This is a genomic window from Pseudomonas sp. JV241A (assembly GCF_900275665.1).
Classification (GTDB): domain Bacteria; phylum Pseudomonadota; class Gammaproteobacteria; order Pseudomonadales; family Pseudomonadaceae; genus Aquipseudomonas; species Aquipseudomonas wadenswilerensis.
Genome location: NZ_OPYO01000021.1, coordinates 197,292 through 209,146 on the forward strand (window position 1 = coordinate 197,292; position 11,855 = coordinate 209,146).

The 11,855-nt window shown below is 61.0% G+C and carries 12 protein-coding genes; 11 read left to right on the forward strand and 1 reads right to left on the reverse strand.

What is annotated here, in order from left to right; all coding sequences use genetic code 11:
* Positions 1-10: 10 nt before the first annotated feature.
* From JV241A_RS13765 to JV241A_RS13775, 3 genes are all read left to right on the forward strand, one after another.
* A complete protein-coding gene (locus tag JV241A_RS13765) occupies positions 11-490 on the forward strand; it encodes a sigma-70 family RNA polymerase sigma factor (protein WP_115087954.1) in 480 nt (159 codons plus the stop codon).
* Between the two features lie 181 nt (positions 491-671).
* The gene (locus JV241A_RS13770) at positions 672-1,157 is read left to right on the forward strand and encodes a histidine kinase (protein WP_134063068.1); all 486 of its coding nucleotides are present in this window, start codon (positions 672-674) and stop codon (positions 1,155-1,157) included.
* Between the two features lie 108 nt (positions 1,158-1,265).
* Positions 1,266-2,576 carry an MFS transporter gene (locus JV241A_RS13775; protein WP_134063070.1) on the forward strand — a complete coding sequence of 437 codons (1,311 nt, stop codon included), beginning with the start codon at positions 1,266-1,268 and terminating at the stop codon, positions 2,574-2,576.
* 64 nt (positions 2,577-2,640) lie between these two features.
* Here JV241A_RS13775 and JV241A_RS13780 read toward each other — a convergent pair whose 3' ends face one another.
* Positions 2,641-4,305, reverse strand: coding sequence for an electron transfer flavoprotein-ubiquinone oxidoreductase (locus JV241A_RS13780; protein WP_134063073.1), 1,665 nt, complete (start codon positions 4,303-4,305; stop codon positions 2,641-2,643).
* A gap of 544 nt (positions 4,306-4,849) precedes the next feature.
* On the opposite strand from JV241A_RS13780, the gene JV241A_RS13785 reads away from it, so the two are divergent.
* From JV241A_RS13785 to JV241A_RS13820, 8 genes are all read left to right on the forward strand, one after another.
* Complete coding sequence (locus JV241A_RS13785; protein ID WP_010224703.1) at positions 4,850-5,599, forward strand: electron transfer flavoprotein subunit beta/FixA family protein; 750 nt, start codon at positions 4,850-4,852, stop codon at positions 5,597-5,599.
* The gene (locus JV241A_RS13790; protein WP_115087950.1) at positions 5,600-6,529 is read left to right on the forward strand and encodes an FAD-binding protein; all 930 of its coding nucleotides are present in this window, start codon (positions 5,600-5,602) and stop codon (positions 6,527-6,529) included.
* Between the two features lie 115 nt (positions 6,530-6,644).
* Positions 6,645-7,469 carry a transporter substrate-binding domain-containing protein gene (locus JV241A_RS13795; protein WP_115087949.1) on the forward strand — a complete coding sequence of 275 codons (825 nt, stop codon included), beginning with the start codon at positions 6,645-6,647 and terminating at the stop codon, positions 7,467-7,469.
* Positions 7,470-7,478: 9 nt separating this feature from the next.
* The gene (locus tag JV241A_RS13800; protein ID WP_115087948.1) at positions 7,479-7,832 is read left to right on the forward strand and encodes a DUF4398 domain-containing protein; all 354 of its coding nucleotides are present in this window, start codon (positions 7,479-7,481) and stop codon (positions 7,830-7,832) included.
* Positions 7,829-8,638 (forward strand): OmpA family protein, encoded by an 810-nt coding sequence (locus JV241A_RS13805; RefSeq protein WP_115087947.1) that lies wholly within the window; start codon positions 7,829-7,831, stop codon positions 8,636-8,638. The genes JV241A_RS13800 and JV241A_RS13805 overlap by 4 nt, the downstream gene beginning before the upstream one ends.
* A gap of 841 nt (positions 8,639-9,479) precedes the next feature.
* Entirely contained in the window at positions 9,480-10,925 is a 1,446-nt protein-coding gene (locus JV241A_RS13810; RefSeq protein WP_134063075.1) for a PLP-dependent aminotransferase family protein, read from the forward strand.
* Positions 10,926-10,986: 61 nt separating this feature from the next.
* Positions 10,987-11,460: a translation initiation factor 2 gene (locus JV241A_RS13815; RefSeq protein ID WP_115087946.1), complete on the forward strand. Its 474-nt coding sequence runs from the start codon at positions 10,987-10,989 to the stop codon at positions 11,458-11,460.
* A 127-nt stretch (positions 11,461-11,587) separates the two neighbouring features.
* The gene (locus JV241A_RS13820; RefSeq protein ID WP_115087945.1) at positions 11,588-11,842 is read left to right on the forward strand and encodes a YkgJ family cysteine cluster protein; all 255 of its coding nucleotides are present in this window, start codon (positions 11,588-11,590) and stop codon (positions 11,840-11,842) included.
* The last annotated feature ends 13 nt before the right edge of the window (positions 11,843-11,855 follow it).

An 11,855-nucleotide genomic window follows, 5' to 3' on the forward strand; every position in this document is an offset into this window, starting at 1 on the left:
AGGTGCTGTGTTGGAAAACTACTATCGCGAACTGGTGAGTTTCCTTTGTGCTCGTCTGGGAAATCGGCAGGCAGCCGAAGACATTGCTCACGATGCCTACATCCGCGTGCTTGAACGCAGCGGTGGCAGTGAAATCGAACACCCGCGGGCGTTTCTCTACCGCACAGCCCTGAACCTGGTGATCGATGGCCATCGGCGTGGCCTGCTGCGTCAGGTCGAGCCGCTTGAAGTGCTCGACAGCGATGAACGTTTCTTTTCCCCCGCGCCGTCCCAGAGCATGGACCTGAACCAGCGCCTGGAGTTGATGCAGCGTGCCCTGGCCGAACTCAGCCAGCCTTGCCGAGAAAGTTTCCTGTTGCGCAAGCTCGATGGCTTGTCGCATCCGCAGATCGCCGAGCGCCTGGGTATTTCGCGCAGTGTGGTGGAAAAGCATATTGTTAACGCCATGAAACACTGCCGGCTGCGCATGCGCGATTGGGAGTCGCAGTAGGCGATGTGCGTGGGAATTTGTGAAAATTCCGTAGGGGCGCTGCTTGATTTATGTCGATTTCCCGACAACTATCAGTAAAGACCCTTTATCTGGCGAAGTGCCCGCCAATAGCCTGCAATTGATGATCTGGCGCAGTATGGTCAAGGAACGTCGTTAACGCTCTCAGCCTTGGTCATAAACGATGCCGAACAAATCGCTGCGGATCCTGATTGCCGACGAGCACCCGATCCAGTTGCTGCAACTGGAGCGGATGCTCAATGGCATGGGCTATTACCGCATCGCTCCGGTCGAGAGCTTCGAAGATTTGCAGCGTCTGGTGCAGAGCGCACTGCAACCGTTCAATCTGCTGCTGGGCAATATCGACCTGGCCAGCCATGCCGGGGTCGACCTGGAGCGGTTTTGCCGGGTCAATCCACAGATCCAGCACGCCTTGTTGTACGAGTCGCAACATTTGAAGATCCCCTCGATTCCCGATAACCAGCGCCGGGCGGTGAATATCAGCCTGCCCAAGGTCCCGGACAACGAGACCATTCAGTCCTTCATGAACATCATCGACTCGCCCCAAGTGATCGGGCGCCTGCCCGGCATCCCCGAGCACGCCCCCCTCCAGGGCTATGCCCCGCGGCGGATGAACTTCGCCCAGACCGCGTTTTCCCGTCAATCCTGAGCCTGGACCGGCCTTTGCGCTGGGTATGGCCGGGCGGCTTTTGCTATCCTCTGGCGTTTGCCCTGACGCGTGCGATCGCGCAGGCTCCGATCACTTGCGGATACCTCTATGACTGCCACTGACCCTGCGCGCCCGCTGCGGCTGTCGCGCAGCGACCACAAGACCCTGGGCCTGGCAGCCCTGGGCGGGGCGCTGGAGATCTACGATTTCATCATCTTCGTGTTCTTCGCCCTGACCTTGAGCCAGTTGTTTTTCCCACCGCAGATGCCCGAATGGCTGCGTTTGTTGCAGAGCTTCGGCATCTTCGTCACCGGTTACCTGGCGCGGCCGCTGGGCGGCATCCTGATGGCCCATTTTGCCGACCACCTGGGACGCAAGCGGGTGTTCAGCCTGAGTATCCTGATGATGGCCTTGCCGTGCCTGCTGATCGGTGTGATGCCCACCTACGCCGATATCGGCTACGCGGCGCCGCTGATCCTTTTGGCCTTGCGCATCCTTCAGGGCGCGGCGGTAGGGGGCGAGGTGCCAAGCGCCTGGACCTTCGTCGCCGAGCATGCGCCAGCCGGGCGGCGCGGTTATGCCCTGGGCTTCCTGCAGGCGGGGCTGACCTTCGGCTACCTGCTCGGCGCCCTGACCGCCACGGCGCTGGCGCAACTGTTCAGCCCGCAGGAAATCCTCGATTACGCCTGGCGTTATCCATTTCTGCTCGGCGGCGTGTTTGGCGTGATCGGTGTGTGGCTGCGCCGCTGGTTGAGCGAAACACCGGTGTTCCTGGCCTTGCGCGAGCGGCGTGAGCAGCCGCCCGCTTTTCCCTTGCGTACCGTCTTGCGTGAACATCGCCGCGCCTTGATCCCCGCGGCGCTGCTGACCTGCGTGCTGACCTCGGCCGTAGTGGTGCTGGTAGTCATCACCCCGACGGTGATGCAACAGCGCTTTGGCATGAGCGCCGGGCACACCTTCGCCTTGAGCAGCATGGGCATCGTCTTCCTCAATATCGGCTGCGTGCTGGCAGGCTTGCTGGTCGACCGTATCGGCGCCTGGCGTGCCTTGATGATCTACAGCCTGCTGCTGCCACTGGGTATTGCCGGCCTCTATGCCAGTCTGGTCGGTGGTTGGGGCTGGACCGGCGCGGCCTACGCCTTGGCCGGCCTGGCCTGTGGGGTAGTCGGGGTAGTGCCGTCGGTGATGGTCGGGCTGTTTCCGGCGCAGATTCGGGTGTCGGGCATTTCCTTCACCTACAACATTGCCTACGCCTTGTGGGCGAGTACCACTCCGTTGCTGCTGATTGCCCTGATGCCGTGGAGCCCATGGGTGTGCGTGGGCTTCTGTCTGATCATGGGGGCGGTGGGCTTGCTGACGGCGATGTACTTCGGTGCGCGAGAAGCGACTACCTTCGAGGACGAAGCTGTACGCTGCTGAATTGCGGCCATTGAAAAGCCCCCTGGCCACAACGGCGAGGGGGCTTTTTTATTTACCGGCAGACTTACATGTTCGGGTAAGTCGGGCCGCCGGCACCTTCCGGGGTGACCCAGGTGATGTTCTGCGAAGGGTCCTTGATGTCACAGGTCTTGCAGTGCACGCAGTTCTGGGCGTTGATCTGGAAGCGCTTGCTGCCGTCTTCCTGAGTGACCACTTCGTACACGCCCGCTGGGCAGTAACGCTGGGCCGGCTCGTCGTACAGCGGCAGGTTGGTGCCGATCGGGATGCTCGCATCGGCCAGTTTCAGGTGGCACGGCTGCTCTTCTTCATGGTTGGTGCTGGAGAGGAACACCGAGCTCAGCTTGTCGAAGCTCAGCTTGCCATCCGGTTTTGGATAGTCGATTTTTTTCGAGTCGGCGGCCAGCTTCAGGCACGCGTAGTCCGGCTTGGTGTCGCGCAGGGTGAACGGCAGCTTGCCGCCGAACCAGTTCTGGTCGACGTAGTTGAACGCCGCACCGAAGATCGGGCCGAACTTGTGCATGGCCGGGCCGAAGTTACGGCTGGCGAACAACTCTTCATGCAGCCAGCTGGCCTTGAACGCTTCGACGTAGCTGTTGAGCTGGTCGCCGCCTTCGCTGCCGGCCAGCAGGGCGTCGGCCACCGCTTCGGCGGCGAGCATGCCGGACTTCATCGCGGTGTGGCTGCCCTTGATCTTGGCGAAGTTCAGGGTACCCAGGTCACAACCGATCAGCGCGCCACCGTTGAAGACCATCTTCGGCAGCGAGTTCAGGCCGCCTTTGCTGATGGCGCGGGCGCCATAGCTGATGCGTTTGCCGCCATCGAGGTACTTGCTGATCACCGGGTGGTGCTTGAGGCGCTGGAACTCATCGAACGGCGACAGGTAGGCGTTGCTGTAGGACAGGTCGACGATCAGGCCGACCACCACCTGGTTGTTTTCCAGGTGATAGAGGAACGAGCCGCCGGTGTTCTCGGCGCTTATCACGTCCAGCGGCCAGCCGGCGGTGTGCACCACCAGGCCTTGCTCGTGCTTGGACGGGTCGACTTCCCAGATTTCCTTGAGGCCGATACCGTAGTGCTGAACGTCGGACTCACTGTCGAGGTTGAAGCGCTTGATCAGTTGCTTGCCGATATGGCCCCGGCAGCCTTCGGCGAACAGGGTGTACTTGCCGCGCAGCTCCATGCCCGGGGTGTACAGGCCTTCTTTGGGATTGCCTTCACGGTCGACACCCAGGTCGCCGGTGATGATCCCGCGGACCACGCCGTTTTCGTCGAACAGTGCTTCCTGGGCGGCGAAGCCCGGGTAGATTTCCACGCCCAGGTTCTCGGCCTGCTGGGCCAGCCAGCGGCACAGGTTGCCCAGGGAGATGATGTAGTTGCCCTCGTTGTGCATGGTCTTGGGCACGAACAGGTCAGGGACCTTGATCGAGCTGCCAGCATCCTTGAGCACATAGATGTCGTCGCGTTTGACTTCGGTGTTGAGCGGGGCGCCGAGCTCTTTCCAGTCCGGGAACAGTTCGTTCAGGGCGCGCGGTTCGAACACCGCACCGGAGAGGATGTGGGCGCCGACTTCCGAGCCTTTCTCGACCACGCAGACGCTGATTTCGTTACCGGCTTCGGCGGCCTTCTGCTTCAGTCGGCAGGCGGCGGACAGGCCAGCCGGGCCAGCGCCGACAATGACCACGTCGAATTCCATGTATTCGCGTTCCACAGGTTCTCTCCTACTCAAGGCTCATCGGTTTTTCTTTGTTGGCGGGTGTCAGGCGGTCATTTTTCAGACGCTCGGGCTGTAGCTCGAGCGATGACGGACTACACCGCTTTCTCTTGGCCGCGCATTATATCTACACCACTCGCGGGGTCCAATACAAACGTTTGTTTGAATTTGCCGCAGGCCAGTAAAATCAAAGAAGCGCGGCTTGAAGCTGACCGGTTTGCCGTATTGACCGGATTGGGCGTTACGGTCAAGATACGAGCGGTTTTGCGCTCGCCGTAGGCTGACCGTCGGATGCAGGAGCACCCCTAAAAACCAGGCGAAAAGCAGGGCAGTTACGCCACAACCCGCTTTGTAGTGGAGTTTACACGCCACGACAAATAATGCCCCACGGGTTTTGCAACTGACAGGCCGAATCGAGACTGCTGGGTCAGGGTTAAATTCGTCCACCTGTGATCGTTTTTAGAGGTGCCCTTGTACCCACGCGCAATCGCCGGGTTTGCCCCAGGCGACATTCTTTTCACCGGAGAGTAACGAGGAATCCATGAAGGTTCTTGTAGCTGTCAAACGAGTGGTCGACTATAACGTCAAGGTTCGCGTCAAGGCGGACAACTCCGGCGTCGACCTTGCTAACGTCAAGATGTCCATGAACCCCTTCTGCGAAATCGCCGTAGAAGAAGCCGTACGCCTGAAAGAGAAGGGTGTTGCGAGCGAGATCGTCGTCGTTACCGTCGGCCCGGCCACTGCCCAGGAGCAACTGCGTACTGCCCTGGCACTGGGTGCCGACCGCGCCATCCTGGTCGAATCGGCTGAAGAGCTGACTTCGCTGGCCGTGGCCAAGCTGCTCAAGGCAGTGGTCGACAAAGAGCAACCGCAGCTGGTAATCCTTGGCAAGCAAGCCATCGACAGCGACAACAACCAGACCGGCCAGATGCTGGCTGCGCTGAGCGGTTACGCCCAGGGCACCTTCGCCTCCAAGGTCGAGGTTGCTGGCGACAAGGTCAACGTCACCCGTGAAATTGACGGCGGTCTGCAGACCGTTGCGCTGAACCTGCCAGCCATCGTCACCACCGACCTGCGCCTGAACGAGCCACGCTACGCGTCGCTGCCGAACATCATGAAGGCCAAGAAGAAGCCGCTGGAGACCGTTACTCCAGACGCGCTGGGCGTTTCTACCGCCTCCACCAACAAGACCCTGAAAGTCGAAGCGCCGGCTGCCCGCAGCGCCGGTATCAAGGTCAAGTCGGTTGCTGAACTGGTCGAGAAACTGAAGAACGAGGCGAAGGTAATCTAAATGACTATCCTGGTTATCGCTGAACACGAAAAAGGTGCCGTTGCCCCGGCCACCCTGAACACTGTTGCTGCTGCCGCCAAGATCGGTGGCGACATCCACGTGCTGGTCGCTGGCCAGAACGTCGGTGGCGTCGCTGAAGCTGCCGCCAAGATCGCCGGCGTTGCCAAGGTCCTGGTTGCCGACAACGCCGCCTACGCTCACCAGCTGCCAGAGAACGTCGCGCCGCTGGTAGCCGAGCTGGGCAAGGGCTACAGCCACGTGCTGGCACCTGCCACCTCCAACGGCAAGAACATCCTGCCACGCGTTGCCGCGCTGCTGGACGTCGACCAGATCTCCGAGATCATCTCGGTTGAATCGGCTGACACCTTCAAGCGTCCGATCTACGCCGGTAACGCCATTGCCACCGTGCAATCGAACGCTGCCGTCAAGGTCATCACCGTGCGTTCCACCGGCTTCGACGCCGTTGCCGCCGAAGGTGGTTCGGCTGCTGTTGAAGCCGTCGCTGCTGCCCACGACGCTGGCAAATCGGCGTTCGTTGGCGAAGAGCTGGCCAAGTCCGACCGTCCTGAGCTGACCGCTGCCAAAATCGTCGTTTCCGGCGGTCGCGGCATGCAGAACGGTGAAAACTTCAAGCACCTGTACGCCCTGGCCGACAAGCTCGGCGCAGCCGTTGGCGCTTCGCGCGCTGCGGTCGACGCAGGTTTCGTACCCAACGACATGCAGGTCGGTCAGACCGGCAAGATCGTTGCACCACAGCTGTACATCGCCGTCGGTATCTCCGGCGCGATCCAGCACCTGGCCGGCATGAAAGACTCCAAAGTGATCGTTGCGATCAACAAGGATGAAGAAGCGCCGATCTTCCAGGTGGCCGACTACGGCCTGGTGGCTGACCTGTTCGAAGCCATCCCTGAGCTGGAGAAGCTGGTTTAATCCAGCCGCTTCACTTATAAAAGAGCCCGGTCCGTTCGGGCTGTGCAGGCCAGCCTTGCACAGCCCGGCGGACCGGGCTTTTTCATTCGGGCTAAAAAGATCAGGGAGTCGTTGCATGGGATGGCGTGGCCGGATAAACACGGCGCTGGTGGCTGCTGCGGTGCTGATGCCATTGCAGGCCTGGGCGGTGGGTAAATGCGAGCGGCTGGTGGCCACCGGAAGCCCCGATGCCCCGCCGTATTCATGGCGCGACCCGCAGGATCCCAAGCACCTGATTGGCGCCAACGTCGACCTGTTCAGGCAGGTTGCCGGCGAGTTGGGCCTGAAGATTGAAGTCCTCGACAGCGGTACCCGCAGTCAGGCGTTGGAAGAGGTGCGCAGCGGGCGCGTCGATCTGTTGATCGATTCACCCTTCGCGGTGGCCGAACTGACCACCGTCGACTATGTTCACCCGTCGTTGCTGAGCAATGAATACGTGGTCTGGACTCGTCACGATTCGCCACTGGTTTACAACACCTTGTCCGATTTGCACGAGCATCAAGGCAGTGTGTCGGAGAAAGCCCGGCTGACACCCGAATTTTCCGCCTACGCCAAGAGTCAGTTGAAGCTGGCGCCGGCGCAGAACCTGACCCAGGCATTTCAGAAACTGCTGCTCGGCCAGGTCGACTATGTGCTGGCCGGTCGCTACGCCGGCATGGCCATGGCCCAGACCCTGGGCATGAGCAACGAGCTGATTGCCCGCGGCTTGCCCCTGGACCGCCCTGGGCTGTACCTGGCGCTGTCGCATAATTCGGCATGCAATGACGCCTGGTTACGCGGACAACTGGCAAAAAAACTGACAGAATTGCCGGCCTCCGGCGTGTCCCAAGCGGTACTGCAACGTAATGTCGAGCGCTGGAAAGCGCAGATGCAGGCACCGCTGGATGCCCCTAAACAGTAGGAAGATTGCGTGAGAACTCATTCACTATTCGCCGCCCTGGCGCTGCTGGCACTGGCCGGATGCGCCAATGACCCGGCCCCCAATGAACAGCTACGCCTGTCCGAACAGGCGCTGGAGCAGGCCAAGGCCGTTGGTGCCACCGATGAAGTGGCAGAGCTGAAGCTGGCTGAAGACAAACTGGCCCGCGCCCGCGCCAACATGACCAGCGAATCCTATCGCGACGCGCGCATGCGCGCCGAGCAGGCCGAGCTCGATGCACGCCTGGCCGAGGCCCAGGTGCTGACGGTCAAGAGCAAGGAGCAGCTGGACTTGCTGCAGTCGCGGGTCAATCGCCTGCGTAAACAGTTGGGAGAGCAGCGGTGAGTTCGATCAAACCTTTGGCGGCATTATTGTTGGTCGGGGTAGTGGGCCTGCAGGGCTGCGCCAGCCAGCGCAGCGAGACGGCGCTGGATGAGGCCACGGCCAAGTTCCAGACGGTCAAGGACGATTCCGACGTGTTGCGCAGTGCGCCGCGTGACGTGATCCGTGCCGGTGAATCGCTGGCCCGTGCCGAGCGCCTGTCCAGTTATCTGGGGACCGGTGCCGATGTGCGCCACTATGCCTACCTGAGCCAGCGCTACAGCGACATTGCCCGCGAGCACAGCAACCTGGTCCTCAATCAGGAGCGCCTGGCCAAACTTGAGCTCGAGCGTCAGCGCCTGCAGTTGGCCCTGCGCGAAGCCAAGCTTGCCAGCGTACAGCAGCAGGGCAAGTGGCTGGAGGCGCAGATCGTCAGCCTGGCCACTGAGCAGAGCGACCGTGGTCTGGTCATGACCCTGGGCGACGTGCTGTTCGATACCGGCCATGCGGAGCTGAAGAACTCCGCCAGCCGTACCGTGCTCAAGCTGGTGCAGTTCCTCCAGCTCAACCCCAAGCGGGTCGTGCGTATCGAGGGTTACACCGACAGTACCGGTGCGCCGGAAGACAATCTCAAGCTCTCCCGTGATCGGGCTCAGGCAGTGGCCGACATGCTGATCGATCTGGGTGTCGATGAAAAGCGCATCCAGGTCGAAGGGTACGGCGACCAGTATCCGGTCGAGGCTAACGCCTCGGAGCGGGGCAGGGCGCAGAACCGTCGGGTCGAGATCGTCTTCTCCGACGAAAAAGGCAAGCTCGGCGCCGCACGCTGAGTAATAGATGAAGAAACCCGGTGAGTGTCCCTCTCCGGGTTTTTTATGGCTCTTCAGGAGCTTGGGTTGGGTTTTTGAAACTGCGGGCTTATCCATTCGGTGTGGTGCGGCTGCCGGCCCCTTCCGCCTTTACGGCGGCCTACTTTTCTCTTGGGAAAAGGTAGGCAAAACCGCTTGCTCCTGCATACGGCCCTACGCTGCGCTTCGGGTCCCCTCGCTACGGCACCTTCCGGGGCATCGCGGCCTACGACTTGCTACGCCAAGTCTACGTCTCGCGTCTTCGGCTGACGCCGAAGGTGCTGCGCACCGCCCCTACAGGCACCTACGCTCGGCCTCCTGAAGTCGCTTTTCGCGGCGCCTGGAAATGCGTGCATGAACATCAAGATCAAGATCAAGATCAAGCAAGTTGGTACTCGTTTTACCAGCGGGCTTGTCCCGCTCCTGCGTCAGCCTGGCTGCGCCAACATCTGCTTTCGCAGATACGCCAGTGCAGGCGCCGCCCGTAACTTCGCGACTTCAGGAGGCACCGTAGCGAAGGAACCCGGAGCGCAGCGTAGGGCCGTATGCGGGAGCGAGCGGTTTTGGTTCCTTTTGCCAAGAACAAAAGGGACCCGCCGTAAGGGCGGAAGGGGCCAGCAGCGGCGCCACATCGAATGGATAAGCTCGCAGCCTCAACATCCCCACCCTGGTTGTGACAAATGGCACACCCCTGCCTCTGTCACGCAACTGTATTGTCGACTATTCTGCAATCTGTCCCAGTACACTTCGCAACTGTTCCGGTATTCTTGCTCGAAACAGCCGTACAAAAACAACTACATTGCCTGCGTGTCGAGAACTGATCATGACCAACCTGTTGCTCTACCAGCGCATCGCCCAGCAACTGGCCGAAGATATTCGCCGCGGTGTGTATCAGCCAGGTGAGCGTGTGCCGTCGGTGCGCAAGATGAGCTCGCAGCTCAATGTCAGTCATGCCACCGTGCTGCAGGCCTATGCCAACCTCGAAGACCAGGGCCTGATTCGCGCGCGGCCGCAGTCCGGCTACTACGTACACCAGACACCCGCCCTGACTGCGCAGACGCCGGACATCGCCCGGGTCGAGCGCCCCGGCCTGGTGACGCGCAGCAGCATCATCCAGCAGGTTCTGACCGAAGCTCGGCGCGACGGGGTGTTCCCCTTCGGCGCGGCGGTACCCCATGTCGATTATTTGCCCGTGCGGGCGCTGCACCAGCAGTTGGCCAAGGTCACCCGCTTTCATAGCCCGCGGGCCTTCAGCTACATGTTCAGCCCGGGTTTCGAGCCGTTGCGTCGGCAGATCGCCATACGCATGCGCGATGCCGGCGTGGTGGTCGACCCCAGTGAAGTGGTGGTCACCCATGGCTGCGTCGATGCCCTGCAGATGTCGCTGCGGGTGCTGACCCGGCCGGGCGACCTGATCGCCGCCGAGTCGCCGACCTACTACGGCTTGCTGCAGCTGGCCGACCTGCTCGGGCTGAAAGTGATCGAAATCCCCAGTGATCCGTCCACCGGTATCAGCCTCGAGGCGCTGCAGCTGGCGGCCAACCAGTGGTCGATCAAGGCGCTGGTGTTGACCGCGCGCCTGAGCAATCCGCTGGGCGGCACCATTCCGGAAGACCGGCAGAAACAGTTGCTGCGCCTGGCCTCGGATTTCGACATTCAGATCGTTGAAGACGACATTTATGGCGAACTGATGTTCGAGCAGGGCAAGACCAAGTCGCTCAAGGCCTTTGATCGGTTGGGGCGGGTGATCTATTGCTCCAGCTTTTCCAAGACCCTGTCGCCAGGTGTGCGGATCGGTTGGATGGTCGCTGGCAAGTATCAGGCGGAAATCCAGCGTTTGCAGACCTTCACCACCCATTCAGCCTGCAGCGTGACGCAGATGGGGGTGGCGTCCTACCTGGAGAATGGCGGTTACGACCGGCACTTGCGCTACATCCGTCAGGAGTACCGGAAGAATCTCAGTGCCTACCAATTGGCGGTACAGCAGCACTTCCCGGAAGGCACGCAGATGACCCGGCCAACTGGCGGCTTCATTCTCTGGGTCAGCCTGCCGGGGCGGGTCAATACCCAGGAGTTGCATGTGCGCGCGCTGCAGCAGGGCATCAGTATCGCCCCGGGGTTGATCTTCAGTAACACCGAGCAGTTCAACCACTGCATTCGCCTGAACTGTGGCATCCCGTGGAGCCGTGAAGCGGAGCGGGCGGTGATGACCCTGGGCATGCTGGCCAGCCAACTGTGCCAGGAGTCCGCCTCGGGCGCTTTTTTCTAGGCTTGCCAGTCGTGTCAGGAACGGGGAGCATAAGCATTTTCAGGGATAATCGTCGGTGCCTATGAAAGCGTTGCGTTGTATCGGGTTGTCCCTGTGCCTGCTCGGTGGCTTGGCTTGCTCTTCGGCAGCTGTGGCCGAAACTGCGCCAGCCGGCAAAGCCCCTGCAACGAAAAGCGCCAAGCCTGCGGTCAAGCCAAAGCAGGCAAAAGCGCCACCGGTACGCAAGAAGGCAACCACCAAGGCCACCAAGCGTACCCCGCGTAAAAACGCCAAAGCGGCACCGGCACCCTTGCCCAAGGCCAAGCTCGACCTGAGCCTGCCCTCCAGCATGGTCAAGGAACTCAAGCCCGACACCCAGGAGCAGGCGCCGCTGCCCAAGCCCTTGCTGCCCTACCTGTTCGGTGAAAAGCCGCCGTCCGATAGCCCGTTCCAGCTCAATGGCCGGCTGATCAGCAACGAAATGCAACTGCAACTGCGCAACGAAAGTCGCAAGGATGTCGAGGGTGCGGCAATCGAGTTCGAGTTCAAGCAGTAGCGTGGAACTGACTGTTCGGTCATCACGTTCAAGCTGATATTTCATCCTGCGAGCAATTTCAAACACCTGTTTAAGCGGTTACTATCCGGGTTCATTCATCATTTGTTACTCCGAGGATTCTGTTGTCATGAATTGCCGTGAAGGTTGTGGCGCCTGCTGCATTGCGCCCTCCATCAGCTCGCCGATACCGGGCATGCCCAAGGGCAAGCCTGCCGGTGAGCGCTGCCTGCATCTGTCGGTTGCCAATCTCTGTGGCTTGTTCGGCAAGCCCGAGCGTCCGGCGGTGTGCGGTGGTTTCAAGGCGGAGGCCGACACCTGCGGCAACGACCGCGACGAGGCAATCAGGATCCTGGGATGGCTGGAGCAAATGACGGCAGCTTGAAACGCGGGTCTTC